Source organism: Enterobacter sp. JH25 (assembly GCF_021725435.1).
Lineage (GTDB): Bacteria > Pseudomonadota > Gammaproteobacteria > Enterobacterales > Enterobacteriaceae > Enterobacter > Enterobacter intestinihominis.
Window position 1 is genome coordinate 298,867 of sequence record NZ_CP091319.1, and the last position, 14,874, is coordinate 313,740.

14 protein-coding genes are annotated in these 14,874 nt (G+C 54.9%); 11 read left to right on the plus strand and 3 right to left on the minus strand.

Features of this window, described 5'->3' with window-relative positions; all coding sequences use genetic code 11:
- Positions 1-59: 59 nt before the first annotated feature.
- On the minus strand, positions 60-1,250 hold the full coding sequence (gene malE / locus L2Y28_RS01445) for a maltose/maltodextrin ABC transporter substrate-binding protein MalE (RefSeq protein ID WP_022646733.1): 1,191 nt from the start codon (positions 1,248-1,250) through the stop codon (positions 60-62).
- 371 nt (positions 1,251-1,621) lie between these two features.
- On the opposite strand from malE, the gene malK reads away from it, so the two are divergent.
- The 5 genes from malK (at position 1,622) to ubiA (ending at position 6,743) form a co-directional block, all read left to right on the plus strand.
- Complete coding sequence (malK, locus tag L2Y28_RS01450; protein WP_003860329.1) at positions 1,622-2,731, plus strand: maltose/maltodextrin ABC transporter ATP-binding protein MalK; 1,110 nt, start codon at positions 1,622-1,624, stop codon at positions 2,729-2,731.
- Between the two features lie 42 nt (positions 2,732-2,773).
- The gene (locus L2Y28_RS01455; RefSeq protein WP_032621777.1) at positions 2,774-4,141 is read left to right on the plus strand and encodes a maltoporin; all 1,368 of its coding nucleotides are present in this window, start codon (positions 2,774-2,776) and stop codon (positions 4,139-4,141) included.
- 111 nt (positions 4,142-4,252) lie between these two features.
- The gene (gene malM / locus L2Y28_RS01460) at positions 4,253-5,191 is read left to right on the plus strand and encodes a maltose operon protein MalM (protein ID WP_022646735.1); all 939 of its coding nucleotides are present in this window, start codon (positions 4,253-4,255) and stop codon (positions 5,189-5,191) included.
- 172 nt (positions 5,192-5,363) lie between these two features.
- Entirely contained in the window at positions 5,364-5,861 is a 498-nt protein-coding gene (ubiC, locus tag L2Y28_RS01465) for a chorismate lyase (protein WP_022646736.1), read from the plus strand.
- A 12-nt stretch (positions 5,862-5,873) separates the two neighbouring features.
- The gene (gene ubiA / locus L2Y28_RS01470; RefSeq protein ID WP_022646737.1) at positions 5,874-6,743 is read left to right on the plus strand and encodes a 4-hydroxybenzoate octaprenyltransferase; all 870 of its coding nucleotides are present in this window, start codon (positions 5,874-5,876) and stop codon (positions 6,741-6,743) included.
- 89 nt (positions 6,744-6,832) lie between these two features.
- On the opposite strand, the gene plsB is transcribed toward ubiA, so the two are convergent.
- On the minus strand, positions 6,833-9,253 hold the full coding sequence (plsB, locus tag L2Y28_RS01475) for a glycerol-3-phosphate 1-O-acyltransferase PlsB (RefSeq protein WP_022646738.1): 2,421 nt from the start codon (positions 9,251-9,253) through the stop codon (positions 6,833-6,835).
- A gap of 154 nt (positions 9,254-9,407) precedes the next feature.
- Between plsB and L2Y28_RS01480 the strand changes: the two genes are divergently transcribed.
- From L2Y28_RS01480 to L2Y28_RS01495, 4 genes are all read left to right on the plus strand, one after another.
- Entirely contained in the window at positions 9,408-9,776 is a 369-nt protein-coding gene (locus L2Y28_RS01480; RefSeq protein WP_006810487.1) for a diacylglycerol kinase, read from the plus strand.
- Between the two features lie 108 nt (positions 9,777-9,884).
- Positions 9,885-10,493, plus strand: a complete 609-nt coding sequence (gene lexA / locus L2Y28_RS01485; protein WP_022646739.1) for a transcriptional repressor LexA — start codon at positions 9,885-9,887, stop codon at positions 10,491-10,493.
- 63 nt (positions 10,494-10,556) lie between these two features.
- The gene (gene dinF / locus L2Y28_RS01490) at positions 10,557-11,894 is read left to right on the plus strand and encodes an MATE family efflux transporter DinF (protein ID WP_022646740.1); all 1,338 of its coding nucleotides are present in this window, start codon (positions 10,557-10,559) and stop codon (positions 11,892-11,894) included.
- A 119-nt stretch (positions 11,895-12,013) separates the two neighbouring features.
- Positions 12,014-12,223, plus strand: coding sequence for a CsbD family protein (locus tag L2Y28_RS01495; protein WP_003860314.1), 210 nt, complete (start codon positions 12,014-12,016; stop codon positions 12,221-12,223).
- A 48-nt stretch (positions 12,224-12,271) separates the two neighbouring features.
- Here the strand turns inward: L2Y28_RS01495 and zur are convergent, their stop codons facing one another.
- Entirely contained in the window at positions 12,272-12,784 is a 513-nt protein-coding gene (gene zur / locus L2Y28_RS01500; protein WP_006810484.1) for a zinc uptake transcriptional repressor Zur, read from the minus strand.
- 117 nt (positions 12,785-12,901) lie between these two features.
- On the opposite strand from zur, the gene L2Y28_RS01505 reads away from it, so the two are divergent.
- Both L2Y28_RS01505 and traF read left to right on the plus strand, forming a co-directional pair.
- Positions 12,902-13,390, plus strand: a complete 489-nt coding sequence (locus L2Y28_RS01505; protein ID WP_022646741.1) for a cupin domain-containing protein — start codon at positions 12,902-12,904, stop codon at positions 13,388-13,390.
- 192 nt (positions 13,391-13,582) lie between these two features.
- A complete protein-coding gene (gene traF, locus L2Y28_RS01510) occupies positions 13,583-14,869 on the plus strand; it encodes a conjugal transfer protein TraF (RefSeq protein WP_198921456.1) in 1,287 nt (428 codons plus the stop codon).
- Positions 14,870-14,874 lie beyond the last annotated feature (5 nt).

Below are 14,874 nucleotides of genomic sequence, written 5' to 3' on the forward strand. Positions count from 1 at the left end.
CGGATCGTGCCGTAGTCGTAGGGCGGGTAAGCGCACGCGCCACCCGCCGTTTTTCAGACTTACTTAGTAATACGACCCTGAGCATCTTTCAGCGCGGCATCAACAGTCTGGCGACCGCTTGCAGCGTTGATGACGGCGGTACGGGTGGCGTACCAGAACGCAGCCATCTGTGGGATGTTCGGCATGATTTCGCCTTTCTGGGCGTTATCCATGGTGGCCGCAATGCGTGGATCTTTCGCTAACTGATCCTGGAAGGATTTCAGCGCAACGGCGCCCAGCGGTTTGTCCTTGTTCACTTCATCCAGACCCTGATCGGTCAGCAGGTAGTTTTCGAGGAACTCTTTCGCCAGCTCTTTGTTCGGGCTGGCGGCGTTGATACCCGCGCTCAGCACGCCAACAAACGGTTTAGACGGCTTGCCGTTGAAGGTTGGCAGCAGGGTCACGCCGTAGTTGACTTTGCTCTTGTCGATATTGGTCCAGGCCCACGGACCGTTGATGGTCATCGCGGTTTCGCCTTTGTTGAACGCCGCTTCCGCGATGGAGTAGTCGGTATCCGCATTCATGTGTTTGTTCTTAATCAGGTCAACCAGGAAGGTCAGGCCTTTTTTCGCGCCCGCGTTGTCCACGCCCACGTCTTTCACGTCATATTTGCCGTTTTCAAACTTGAACGCGTAGCCGCCGTCGGCAGCAATCAGCGGCCAGGTGAAGTACGGCTCTTGCAGGTTGAACATCAGAGCGGATTTACCTTTCGCCTTCAGCTCTTTATCCAGAGCAGGGATCTCTTCCCAGGTTTTCGGTGGATTTGGCACCAGGTCTTTGTTGTAAATCAGTGACAGGGCTTCAACCGCGATTGGGTAAGCGATCAGCTTGCCGTTATAGCGAACGGCGTCCCAGGTGAACGGGAACAGTTTGTCCTGGAAGGCTTTGTCTGGCGTGACTTCTGCCAGCAGGCCAGACTGCGCGTAGCCCCCGAAACGGTCATGCGCCCAGAAGATAATGTCCGGACCATCGCCGGTTGCCGCAACCTGCGGGAACTTCTCTTCCAGTTTGTCCGGGTGTTCTACGGTGACTTTGATACCAGTGTCTTTCTCGAATTTTTTGCCCACTTCGGCCAGACCGTTATAGCCCTTGTCGCCGTTAATCCAGATAACCAGCTTACCTTCTTCAATTTTGGCGAGAGCCGGTGCGGAAATCATCATTGCTGCGAGGGCGGACAATGCGAAAACGCGTGCGCCAGTCTTGATCTTCATATCTGCCATCCTTTATTGGTGATGTGCTCGTGGATACATAAGGTGGTTCAACGTGACTCAGTCTCCTTATTTGACATCCTCTTTCCATCCTCCCAGTCCCTACGCCCCACCCCCTGTTTGTGTGATCCCTGTAACATAAATTTAAGTTATGAGTGCTGGCGCACATAAAAACCCACTGAATTTTGCAGGCCGCTTCACGATTTTCGCCTTAGCCACTCCGCTGCGGTCGCAGAGCCTGCTCTCTCATCCTCCCGCCTCCTCCCCCATAAAAAAGCCGGGGGGTGGAGGATTCACGAAAGTAATGGAACACGCATAGTGAACTTATCTTGAATGTTTCTGTCGGTGACAGGTTGTAACGAAGGGAGAAGGGCATGGCGAGCGTACAGCTGCGTAATGTAACGAAAGCCTGGGGCGACGTTGTGGTGTCAAAAGACATCAATCTGGACATCCACGAAGGTGAGTTTGTGGTGTTCGTTGGTCCATCAGGCTGTGGTAAATCTACTCTGCTGCGTATGATTGCCGGTCTTGAAACCATCACCAGTGGCGATTTATTTATTGGTGATACCCGAATGAACGACATCCCGCCAGCTGAACGCGGCGTGGGCATGGTGTTCCAGTCTTATGCGCTTTATCCGCATCTTTCCGTTGCCGAGAACATGTCCTTTGGCCTGAAGCTGGCCGGCGCGAAAAAAGAGACCATTAACCAGCGCGTCACCCAGGTGGCGGAAGTGCTCCAGCTGGCACATCTGCTGGAGCGTAAACCGAAGGCGCTCTCCGGTGGTCAGCGTCAGCGTGTGGCGATCGGCCGTACGCTGGTGGCCGAGCCGCGCGTGTTCCTGCTCGATGAACCTCTCTCTAACCTGGATGCCGCCCTGCGCGTCCAGATGCGTATCGAAATCTCCCGTCTGCACAAGCGTCTTGGACGCACGATGATTTACGTCACCCACGATCAGGTCGAAGCGATGACGCTGGCCGACAAAATCGTGGTACTGGACGCCGGTCGCGTGGCGCAGGTGGGCAAACCGCTGGAGCTGTATCACTACCCGGCAGACCGCTTTGTTGCGGGCTTCATTGGCTCGCCAAAGATGAACTTCCTGCCCGTAAAAGTGACCGCGACGGCAATCGAACAGGTACAGGTGGAGCTGCCAAACCGTCAGCAAGTCTGGCTGCCGGTCGACAGCGCCAACGTACAGGTGGGGGCCAATATGTCCCTCGGTATCCGCCCTGAGCATTTACTGCCGAGCCACATCGCTGATGTGACGCTGGAAGGTGAAGTTCAGGTCGTCGAACAGCTTGGTCACGAAACACAGATTCATATCCAGATCCCCGCCATCCGTCAGAACCTGGTCTACCGCCAGAATGACGTGGTGTTGGTAGAAGAGGGTGCCACATTCGCTATCGGTTTGCCGCCAGAGCGTTGCCATCTGTTCCGTGAGGATGGCACTGCATGTCGTCGGTTGCACAAAGAGCCAGGCGTTTAAGCATTCCAATTACAAAGAAAAGCAATGATCTCAGGAGATAGAATAATGATTACTCTGCGCAAACTTCCTTTGGCAGTTGCCGTCGCAGCGGGCGTAATGTCTGCTCAGGCACTGGCAGTGGATTTCCATGGTTATGCTCGTTCTGGTATCGGCTGGACGGGTAGTGGCGGTGAACAACAATGTTTCCAGGCAACAGGCGCACAAAGTAAATACCGTCTCGGTAACGAATGTGAAACCTACGCCGAACTGAAACTGGGCCAGGAAGTGTGGAAAGAAGGCGACAAGAGCTTCTATTTCGACACCAACGTAGCGTACTCCGTGGCACAGCAGAATGACTGGGAAGGTACCGATCCGGCGTTCCGTGAAGCTAACGTGCAGGGTAAAAACCTGATTGAATGGCTGCCTGGCTCTACCATCTGGGCCGGTAAGCGCTTCTATCAGCGTCATGACGTACACATGATCGACTTCTACTACTGGGATATCTCTGGTCCTGGTGCCGGTATTGAAAACATCGATCTGGGCTTCGGTAAACTGTCTCTGGCAGCGACGCGTTCCCAGGAAGCTGGCGGTTCTTATGCCTTCAGCAGCCAGAACATCTATGACCGTACCAAAGATACCGCGAACGACGTATTTGACGTGCGTTTAGCGGGCCTGGAAACTAACCCGGACGGCGTGCTGGAACTGGGTGTGGATTATGGCCGCGCGAACACGACCGACGGCTATGATCTTGCCGACGGCGCGTCGAAAGATGGCTGGATGTTCACCGCTGAACATACCCAGAGCATGCTGAAAGGCTACAACAAGTTTGTGCTGCAGTATGCGATGGACTCAATGACCACGCAGGGTAAAGGTCTGAGCCAGGGTTCCTATGGTTCTTCCAGCTTTACCATCACGAATCCTGATGGCACGACGACCAATTACGCCAACGATGTGATTAACAACAACGGCAGCCTCTGGCGCATCCTGGACCACGGTGCAATCACCCTGGCCGACAAGTGGGACCTGATGTATGTCGGTATGTACCAGAAACTCGACATGGATGATAACCAGGGGAGTGACTGGTGGACCGTGGGTGTACGTCCGATGTACAAATGGACGCCAATCATGAGCACCCTGCTGGAAGTGGGCTACGACAACGTCAAATCCCAGGAAACCGGCGATCGCAACAGCCAGTACAAAATCACCCTGGCGCAACAGTGGCAGGCTGGCGACAGCATCTGGTCTCGTCCGGCCATCCGTGTCTTCGCAACCTACGCGAAGTGGGATGAGAAATGGGGCTACGCGAAGAACGGTAACGGCGATGCCACCCGTTACGCGATCTCTGACTCCACCGGTAACGGTCGATTCTCTACCAGCCGCGGCGATGACGATGAGTTCTCCTTCGGCGCCCAGATGGAAATCTGGTGGTAACCGCATCCTGATCTGACGATGTAATCTGGGGGGCGAAAGCCCCTCAATCCCTGAGGTACTGCGCGCTATTGCCTGGCCACCGCAGTGCTTACGCTTTCTGAGGTGATAACAATGAAAATGAAGAAAAATCTCGTCGCGCTGTGCCTGTCAGCGGGTCTGCTGGCCTGTGTGCCTGGCGTTACGCTCGCTGACGTCAATTATGTCCCGCAGAATACCAGCGCAGCGCCTGCCATTCCGACAGCCGCTCTACAGCAATTAACCTGGACGCCGGTGGATCAGTCCAAAACGCAGAGCACACAGCTTGCGACGGGTGGCCAACAGCTCAATGTGGCTGGCATTACCGGGCCGGTAGCCGCCTATAGCGTACCGGCTAATATCGGTGAGCTAACGTTGACTTTATCCAGTGAAGTTAACAAACAGACCAGCGTTTTTGCGCCGAACGTTCTGATCCTCGATCAGAACATGACGCCTTCCGCCTATTTCCCCAGCAGCTATTTTACCTATCAAGAGCCGGGTGTAATGAGCGCGGACCGCCTGGAAGGGGTAATGCGTCTGACCCCGGCGCTCGGGCAGCAAAAGCTCTACGTACTGGTCTTCACCACTGAAAAAGATTTGCAGCAAACCACCACTCTGCTCGATCCGGCAAAAGCCTATGCCAAAGGGGTTGGTAACGCCATTCCCGATATTCCCGATCCGATTGCGCGCCATACCACTGACGGCCTGCTTAAGCTGAAGGTGAAAACCAACAGCAGCTCCAGCGTACTCGTAGGCCCACTGTTTGGCTCATCTGGCCCGGGTCCGGTAACGGTGGGTAATACTGCCGCGCCTGTGTATGCCGCGCCAGCCGCAGCACCAGCCGCAGCCCCGGCCCCGGCGAAAAAAGCCGAGCCGGTGCTTAACGATACTGAAACTTACTTTAACAACGCCATCAAGCAGGCAGTTAAAAACGGCGATGTCGATAAAGCGCTGAAACTGCTTGATGAAGCCGAGCGTTTAGGTTCAACCACTGCCCGTTCCACCTTTATCAGCAGTGTAAAAGGCAAGGGGTAACCGTCTCCCCACAGTGCTGATTTTGTTAGTCGTTTGGTGCGCCTTCGCGGGCGCACTTTTTTTGGCTAAGTTGCACCTTTGTTGCGATAGTGATCGTTAAATTCTGTTTGTCCGTCCTCATTTTGCCAATCTGCGATACAATGCTTTTACGTTATGTATCGGAGAGTCTGGCATGTCACACCCCGCGCTAACGCAGCTGCGTGCGTTACGCTATTTCGACCACATCCCTGCGCTTGACCCGGAACAGCTGGACTGGCTGCTGCTGGAAGATTCCATGACAAAACGTTTTGAGCAACAGGGTAAAACGGTCACGGTGACGATGATTCAGGAAGGGTTTGTCTCGCCTGCGGAGATTGCCAGCGAGCTGCCGCTGCTGCCGCAGGAAGAACGCTACTGGCTGCGTGAAATTTTACTCTGTGCGGATGGCGAGCCGTGGCTTGCCGGGCGAACGGTGGTTCCTGAGTCTACACTTTCCGGGCCGGAGCTGGCACTGCAACGCCTCGGCAAAACGCCGCTGGGGCGCTATCTGTTCACCTCGTCTGAACTGACCCGTGATTTTATTGAAATTGGTTGCGATGCCGATTTGTGGGGGCGACGTTCCCGCCTTCGTTTGAGTGGCAAGCCGTTAATACTGACGGAACTCTTTTTGCCTGCATCGCCGTTGTATTAAGAGGGAGAAAAAATGGAGTGGAGTCTGACGCAGAATAAGCTGCTGGCCTATCACCGCCTGATGCGTACTGATAAACCCATTGGCGCGCTGCTGCTGCTGTGGCCGACCTTATGGGCGCTGTGGGTTGCCACGCCGGGCGTACCGCCGCTGTGGATCCTGGCGGTGTTTGTGGCGGGTGTCTGGCTGATGCGCGCTGCGGGCTGTGTGGTCAACGACTATGCTGACCGGAAATTTGATGGACATGTTAAGCGCACCGCGAATCGTCCTTTGCCGAGCGGTCAGGTGACCGGGAAAGAGGCGCGCATCCTGTTTGTGGTGCTGGTGCTTCTCTCTTTCATGCTGGTGTTAACCCTTAACACCATGACCATTCTGCTGTCCGTCGCTGCTCTGGCGCTGGCCTGGGTCTATCCATTTATGAAGCGATACACCCATCTGCCGCAGGTGGTATTGGGTGCGGCATTTGGCTGGTCGATTCCCATGGCGTTTGCCGCGGTCAGCGAGTCCGTTCCCCTCAGCTGCTGGCTGATGTTCCTGGCGAATATTCTCTGGGCCGTTGCGTACGATACCCAATACGCGATGGTCGATCGCGATGACGATCTCAAGATTGGCATCAAATCGACGGCGATCCTGTTTGGCCGTCACGACAAACTGATCATCGGCATATTGCAGGTGGCGGTGCTGGCGCTGATGGTGGCGATTGGTCGCCTGAACGGGCTGAACTGGGAGTTTTACTGGTCCGTGCTGGTGGCGGGTCTGCTGTTTGCGTATCAGCAGAAGCTGATCGTGAAGCGCGAGCGTGAGGCCTGCTTTAAAGCGTTTCTGAATAATAACTACGTCGGGCTGGTGCTGTTTATGGGGCTGGCGATGAGTTACTGGTCATAAAAAAACCGGGTGGCGGCTTCGCCTTACCCGGCCTACGATTTAGCAGAACATGTAGGCCGGGTAAGCGTTAGCGCCACCCGGCTTTAACATCACTCGCCCTGCGTCGAACTCTCAATCGTTAAACGCACATCCGCGGTAATCAGCTCTGCCAGCATCTGGTAAACCTTCATCGTCTCTTCCGGCTCAGCATCGCCCGTATCGCTAATGTAACCTTCGTCGCGCAGCGTCAGCACCAGGGAGCTGAATACCGCTTTGTCGAAGAATTCCGGGGCGTTAATGCCATGCAGAACGGACAGGCGCTGGGCCAGCGTCCGACTCTCTTTTTCCAGCGTACCGCGGTTGATTGACGGGTTAGCACTCAATAACCAGAAGGTAATGGCGTAGCGCTGCAACGTCTCACGCGCACCGGAAGCCAGGAGCTGCAAGGTTCGGGAACGTGACGGATTGATATGCAGTTCGTCATCACTGATGGTAATCAGCCCCTGACGACGCATCTCTGCGGACATTTTATCGAGCTCTGCCGCCAGCTCATCGTTACTCCAGCGCAGGAACAGCTCCGCTTTCAGCATCGGATAGATGGCCTGAATATGGCGCAGCAGCTCCTGACGCGAAATACGGCGGTGCTGGGTAATAATGGCTGCCATCAGTGACGGCAGCATCAGCATGTGAGTGATGTTATTACGGTAGTAGGTCATCAGCACGGCCTGCTCGCGCGGCAGAATGATGATGTCACCAATCGTATCTTTCTCGACTTCGAACTTGTTCATCTGCAACGCGTGATCGATCAATTCGCTGGCGGTGGCAGACGGCACGGTCGAATCCACGGAATACGGCACGTTGCGCATGATATCCAGATAGCAATCAATCTGCTCGGTCAGCTGTTCACGGGTCAGTGAACGCTGGCGAGAGGCCAGAAGCGCGGTACAACACAGGTTCATGGCGTTTGCCGCACCAGCATTGTTGATGCGTACCATCAGCTCGGATGCAATGCCGTTGACCGTTGGCGTCAGCCAGGCCGGACGTACCGCTTCGATAGGATCAATAGACTCGCGCCACTCCGGAACATGATGGTTCAGATACGTCATCAGCGGCAGGGGCTCGCCAAAGTTCACGTAGCCCTGACCGAGGTTGCGCAATTTACTCAGACCACGCAGCATCTGCGGCAGACTCTCTTTCTCTTTGGTCGCACCGCGCAGCTCTTTCGCGTAGGTGCCCACTTCCATCACGTGTTCATAACCGATGTAAATAGGCACCAGCGTGATAGGACGCGTACCGCCACGCAGCATGGCCTGAATGGTCATCGACAGCGTGCCGGTCTTCGGATCGAGCAGACGACCGGTACGGGAGCGACCGCCTTCAACAAAGTACTCCACGGAATAACCGCGGCTGAACAGCTCGCCCAGATACTCCCTGAAGACGGTGGAGTAGAGCTTGTTACCCTTGAAGGTACGACGAATGAAGAACGCACCCAGACGGCGGAAAATCGGACCTGCTGGCCAGAAGTTCAGGTTGATACCGGCAGCAATATGCGGCGGCACCAGGCCCTGGTGATAGAGCACGTAAGAGAGCAGCAGGTAGTCCATGTGGCTGCGGTGGCAGGGCACATAGACAATCTCGTGGCCGTCATGCGCTAACTGACGCACGCGCTCGGCGTTGTGGACGTTAATCCCCTGATAGAGGCGGTTCCACGTGAAACCGAGGATACGGTCAGAGAGACGAATCATCTCGTAGGAGAAGTTCGCGGCGATCTCTTCCATCAGCGCGATTGCGTTCTGCTGCGCTTTCTCGTGCGAAATCTTCTTGCTGCGCGCTTCGTCTTCTACGGCACGGGCAATCGCTTTGGAAGCCAGCAGCTTGTTAAACAGATCCTGACGCGCCGGGAGACGTGGCCCAACGGCCGCCAGACGCTGACGTGCAAAGTGCATTCGCGCAACGCGCGCCAGCTTTTGCGCAATGATTTTGTCAGTACCGTGTTCATCCGCCATGCGGCGCAGTGAAACGGAAGGCGAGAAGCGAACAAAGCTGTCGCGTCCCAGCCATGAGACGGCGAAGAATTTCTGAATGCCGTTGAGCATACGCAGCGGCGGGTTCTCTTCCCCTTTTTCACGCCCCGGACGACGGCCAAACATCACCGACACCGGCACCATCTGCACGTCCAGATCGGGGTTGCTGCGGTGCAGATCGAGGTAATCATGGAACAGCTTAATGGACTCTTCTTTCGGCGTGTAATAGGTGAACACGCGCGGTCCGCCATGGATGAACACGTAGCGCGGCAGCAGCGTACCGTCGACTTCCAGCGGTTCAAGCGGGTCAGGTAAATCGTGCGCCAGACATTGAGCGCGAAGCGTTAGCAGGTCTGCCTTCGAGTTATAAGGCAAAACGTACATAATAGGGCGCGACGTATCGAGCCCTAATTCCAGCGCAGGTTCTGCTGGGATAGACTTACTTTTTACCAGTACGCTTAATGGTAAATTAAGTAATTTGTAGTAAATTCGTGGCCAGCCGGACATAAACGATGTAAAGCCTCTGGTTAATAATGCAATTGCGGCGCAAGGATAACAGAATGCGCGCAAAATTTCTGTTGTTACCCGTCATACTTCAGGTCGCAGCAAAACGCGCTGCGGCTTTAGTTACTGACGCTATTTATCATAAAAGGTTCTTTTAATGGCCAATAATACCACTGGGTTAACTCGAATCATTAAAGCTGCCGGTTATTCATGGAAAGGTTTCCGCGCCGCATGGGTTAATGAAGCCGCTTTCCGCCAGGAAGCGGTTGCCGCAATCGTTGCCGTTGTCATCGCCTGCTTCCTTGATGTTGATGCTATCACCCGCGTACTGCTCATCGGATCTGTCCTTCTGGTGATGATAGTGGAAATTCTGAATAGCGCTATTGAGGCCGTTGTTGACCGAATCGGGTCGGAATTCCATGAACTGTCTGGCCGGGCGAAAGACATGGGTTCCGCTGCCGTACTGCTGTCGATTATCACGGCGGCGATCACCTGGGTCACGCTACTTTGGTCGCATTTCCGATGAGCCTCGAGGAATAATTAAGTCCCTGGTTTTTTGTGCAGTTTTTGGTTCCAAAATCGCCTTTGACTGTATATACTCACAGCATAACTGTATATACACCCAGGGGGCGGTATGAAAGCGTTAACGACCAGGCAGCAAGAGGTGTTTGATCTCATTCGGGATCATATCGGCCAGACGGGTATGCCACCCACGCGTGCAGAAATTGCGCAGCGTCTGGGCTTCCGTTCTCCTAATGCTGCCGAAGAGCACCTTAAGGCGCTTGCGCGTAAGGGCGTGATTGAGATTGTTTCCGGCGCCTCACGCGGCATCCGTCTGCTGGTGGAAGAAGAGAGCGGTATTCCGCTGGTGGGTCGCGTAGCCGCAGGTGAACCTCTGCTGGCGCAGCAGCACATCGAAGGGCACTATCAGGTTGACCCAGGCATGTTCAAGCCGAGCGCCGATTTCCTGCTGCGCGTTAGCGGAATGTCCATGAAAGATATCGGTATTCTGGATGGCGATCTGCTGGCGGTACACAAAACGCAGGACGTGCGTAACGGGCAAGTCGTGGTGGCGCGCATTGATGATGAAGTGACGGTTAAGCGCCTGAAAAAACAAGGCAATACCGTGCAGCTTCTGCCTGAAAACAATGAATTCCCCCCGATTGTGGTGGATCTCCGCGAGCAGAGCTTCTCTATTGAAGGGCTGGCGGTCGGCGTTATCCGCAACGGTGAATGGCTGTAATCTCTTCCTGACAGGCTGTAGTTCCTCTACAGCCTGGCCTGTTTTCTGATTCCGGTAATTTCCATGGCATTGCTAACTTCTGCCGATAAGGCGTTGTGGCGTCTTGCGCTACCGATGATTTTTTCCAATATTACCGTTCCTCTGCTGGGGCTGGTGGATACGGCGGTTATCGGGCATCTCGATTCGCCGATTTATCTTGGCGGCGTCGCGATCGGCGCAACGGCGACCAGCTTCCTCTTTATGCTGCTGCTTTTTCTGCGCATGAGTACGACAGGCCTGACGGCCCAGGCGTATGGTGCAAAAGATCCTCTGCGTCTGGCGCGTGCGCTGGTTCAGCCGCTCATTCTGGCATTCGGTGCCGGCGCGTTAATCGTTCTGTTGCGTACGCCGCTGATTGATCTTGCGCTCCATATTGTAGGTGGCAGCGATGCCGTACTGGAACAGGCCCGGCGGTTCCTCGAAATTCGCTGGCTCAGCGCGCCCGCTTCACTGGCAAACCTGGTCCTGCTGGGCTGGCTGCTGGGCGTGCAGTACGCCCGCGCGCCGGTGATCCTACTGGTGGTGGGCAACCTGCTTAACATTGTGCTCGATCTCTGGCTGGTGATGGGACTGCACATGAACGTCCGGGGCGCGGCGCTGGCTACGGCAATTGCCGAGTACGGGACGCTGCTGATCGGTTTGGGGATGGTCTGGCGCGTGCTGGCGATGCGCGGTATCACCCTGGATCTGCTGAAATCGGCCTGGCGCGGCAATATGCGTAAGCTGCTGGCGCTCAATCGCGACATCATGCTCCGTTCGCTCCTGCTGCAACTCTGCTTCGGCGCATTAACCGTTTTTGGTGCCCGTCTTGGGCCTGAGATCGTCGCCGTCAACGCAGTGCTCATGACGTTACTGACCTTTACCGCTTACGCGCTGGATGGTTTTGCTTACGCCGTCGAGGCGCATTCAGGGCAGGCTTATGGCGCGCGTGAAAGCGGCCAGTTACGCGAAGTCTGGCGTGCTGCCTGTCGTCAGGCGGGTCTGGTGGCGCTGGTCTTTGCTCTGGTTTACGCCTGTTTTGGTGGGCATATTGTCGCGCTTCTCACCTCGTTGCCCGCGCTACGTGAGCTGGCCGATCGCTACATCCTCTGGCAGGTCGTATTACCGGTGGTGGGCGTGTGGTGCTATTTGCTGGACGGCATGTTTATTGGTGCGACGCGAGGGGCGGAGATGCGCAACAGCATGGCCGTCGCTGCGGCGGGGTTCGGCCTGACGCTGCTGACCTTGCCGTATCTCGGCAATCATGGTCTGTGGCTCGCGCTGGCGGTGTTTCTCTCACTGCGTGGCCTTTCGCTGGCCGTTATCTGGCGTCGTCACTGGCGAAACAATACCTGGTTTCCAGCCCCGCACGATATATCGTAACGGTTAAAGATTCCGAATATAAAAATAAATGCCAAATCCTTAACTACAATAATAATCACGTCCAGCAGAAAAGAACGAAGCGGACGATACTCATAGACGCTTAACACGAGGACACGATTATGAATAAAGATGAAATCGGCGGCAACTGGAAGCAATTCAAAGGTAAAGCGAAAGAACAGTGGGGTAAGCTGACAGATGACGATATGACCGTCATTGAAGGTAAGCGCGATCAGCTGGTAGGTAAAATCCAGGAGCGCTACGGTTACGAAAAAGATCAGGCGGAAAACGAAGTCAAAGACTGGGAAACCCGTAACGACTACCGCTGGTAACCGGCACTATCCCCAAAGGGCGGCCATGAGCCGCCTTTTTCTTTGGCCTTAACGCGGCTTTTTCTTCACCAGGATAGAGTGATCGTGCTGACAGGCATCCTGATGACGGCATGACTCCACCTCCACGCAGGCAGAACATAAGCCGTGGGCTTCGATCACGTTATGGCGCAGCGCAAAGCCCATTCTGGCTGCCAGCGTATGCATAATATCTTCCACACCTTCCGCACACTCTTCCTTCACCACGCCACAGCGATCGCAGATAAACATGGCGGACGTGTGAGTAGGCTGGTCAAAAAGATGGCACAGCACATAGCTGTTTGTTGATTCCACTTTATGCACAAACCCTTGCTCCAGCAGAAAATCCAGCGCCCGATAGACGGTCGGCGGTTTTGCCTGCGGCTCGCTTTCACGCAGCAGGTCGAGCAGATCGTAAGCGCTGATGGCACCCTGTTGCAGGCTCATCAGACGCAGTACCTCAAGGCGCTGCGGGGTCAGGCGCACATTGCGTTGCGCGCACAGCTTTTCAGCTTGCGCTAACAGCTCTTTTGTGGACTTGTCCATCGGGCACCTCGGATGTGAAAAGGGTAGAAAACCCTCACTTTATCATGTTCTGCTAAAAACACCGAGATCCGCCGGGCTGTGCTATACCTGACGCATCGCAAATCGGGAGATCGCATGATGAAAAGACCTGACTGTATTCGGCACTGGCGGGACGTGGAAGGCGCCGATGACGCAACGTATCCGGACAGCAATGAACGGTTTTCTATTGGCGCGCCGCTGGCCCGCAAGCTGGGTCTCGGCCGCATTGGTATTCACCATGAACGGCTGCCGCCCGGACGCCGTACTTCTTATCCGCATGCGGAAAGCGACGAAGAGGAGTTTGTTTACGTTCTGGAGGGTTACCCTGAGGCCTGGATCAATGGTTATCTGTGGAAGCTTGAACCCGGAGACAGCGTGGGATTTCCTGCCGGCACGGGCGTGTGCCATACCTTTATCAACAACACCGATGAAGAGGTGCGCTTACTGGTGGTGGGTGAGGCTAATAAAAAACATAACCGCATCTACTATCCCCTCAATCCGGTGTATGCCGTGACGCGCGAAGACCACTGGGTAGACCATCCGCCTCAGTTTTTTGGCCCGCACGATGGAAAACCTGGGCGAAAATAATTTCCTCTTCTATAAATATTGATGGTCGTCACACATTAGAACAGGCCGGGATGGAATTTAACTTAGGGAAATAGCGGGTCTTTTTGTACTTATTCACAGCAATAGTTCGTTCCTGTTTGGGTGATAACAGACAGGGTTAATTAATAACAAACTATTTACGAGCACACTGTGAAAAAACATTTTAAATTTTCGATGGTTAGCATTGCTGTCTCCTTTTTTATGGCAAATCAGGCGGGAGCAGCCAATACCTGGACGGAAGCGCGTAGCGACGCAATGGGCGGAACGGGTGTCGCGGCAGGGAGCTATGGCAGCGGGGCGTTAATCAACCCCGCGTTACTTGCAAAATCTAAGCCCGAGGATGATGTGACGGTCATTTTGCCGTCCGTTGGCGTGCAGGTGACCGATGAAGACAATCTTCAGGACGAGATTGATACCATTAACGATAAAATCAATCATTACAAGGACGTGGTTGATAGTCTGACCCCCATTGATATCATCACGGATCCATTAGGTTCGATCAATCAGTTCCAGGGCGCAGCGAAAGATCTCGCTGATGAGCTGGACTACCTGAAAGGCAAAACCGCACACGCCACCGCAGGGGCGGGGATTGCCGTCAGTATCCCTAACGATGTCCTTTCCGTGGCCTTTATGGCAAAAGGCTATGCACATGGCCGCGTCAGCTCTTCAATCGATCAGCAGGACATTGATTATCTGCGCGGCATACAACGAAGCGATGCGGTGGCTGCCGGTGTGGCGCTGGATGCCGCGCTAAACGGTTCCGATCAGATCACCAAAAACCTTAACTCTACGGCGTCTGGCCGGGCGGCGATTGTGTCCGACTACGGTATTGCGGTAGCCCGTCAGTTCGATCTTGGCGGCGTTCCGGTTTCCGTTGGCGTCACGCCGAAGCTGCAAAAAACCTGGCTCTATAACTACACTACCTCAATCTACGATTACGACAGTAATAAGTGGAACGACAGCCGCTACCGTACCGACGACACTGGCTTCAACGTCGATGCCGGTATTGCTGCTGATTTCGGTGAAAACTGGACGGTCGGCGTGAGCGGGCAAAACCTGATGTCGCGCGATATCGATACCAAAGATATCCGCATTCGCAACGGGCGCACGGAAGAGGTGGTGAGTTATAAAGACACCTATCAGATCCGTCCGCTGGTCACTGCCGGGGCCGCCTGGCACAACGATCTGGTCACGCTGACCGCAGATGGCGATCTGACCGAAACCAAGGGCTTTAAAAGCGAAGACACCTCCCAGTACGTTGGCGTCGGTGCCGAAGTCACGCCGCTGAGCTGGCTGGCAGTACGCGCCGGTTATCGTGCGGATATGAAAGGGAACGACAGCAACGTCTTTACCGGCGGTGTCGGTTTTGCGCCGTTCAACTCCGTCCATGTTGACCTGATGGGGCTTTATGGCGAAGACGAGACCTGGGGCGCAGGGGCACAGTTGAGCATGACGTTCTAAAGTAC

Coding starts and splice junctions, on each gene's coding strand:
- malE (WP_022646733.1), bottom strand. CDS start 1,250: ATGAAGATCAAGACTGGCGCACGCGTTTTCGCATTGTCCGCCCTCGCA.
- malK (WP_003860329.1), top strand. CDS start 1,622: ATGGCGAGCGTACAGCTGCGTAATGTAACGAAAGCCTGGGGCGACGTT.
- malM (WP_022646735.1), top strand. CDS start 4,253: ATGAAAATGAAGAAAAATCTCGTCGCGCTGTGCCTGTCAGCGGGTCTG.
- ubiC (WP_022646736.1), top strand. CDS start 5,364: ATGTCACACCCCGCGCTAACGCAGCTGCGTGCGTTACGCTATTTCGAC.
- ubiA (WP_022646737.1), top strand. CDS start 5,874: ATGGAGTGGAGTCTGACGCAGAATAAGCTGCTGGCCTATCACCGCCTG.
- plsB (WP_022646738.1), bottom strand. CDS start 9,253: ATGTCCGGCTGGCCACGAATTTACTACAAATTACTTAATTTACCATTA.
- L2Y28_RS01480 (WP_006810487.1), top strand. CDS start 9,408: ATGGCCAATAATACCACTGGGTTAACTCGAATCATTAAAGCTGCCGGT.
- lexA (WP_022646739.1), top strand. CDS start 9,885: ATGAAAGCGTTAACGACCAGGCAGCAAGAGGTGTTTGATCTCATTCGG.
- dinF (WP_022646740.1), top strand. CDS start 10,557: ATGGCATTGCTAACTTCTGCCGATAAGGCGTTGTGGCGTCTTGCGCTA.
- L2Y28_RS01495 (WP_003860314.1), top strand. CDS start 12,014: ATGAATAAAGATGAAATCGGCGGCAACTGGAAGCAATTCAAAGGTAAA.
- zur (WP_006810484.1), bottom strand. CDS start 12,784: ATGGACAAGTCCACAAAAGAGCTGTTAGCGCAAGCTGAAAAGCTGTGC.
- L2Y28_RS01505 (WP_022646741.1), top strand. CDS start 12,902: ATGAAAAGACCTGACTGTATTCGGCACTGGCGGGACGTGGAAGGCGCC.
- traF (WP_198921456.1), top strand. CDS start 13,583: ATGGTTAGCATTGCTGTCTCCTTTTTTATGGCAAATCAGGCGGGAGCA.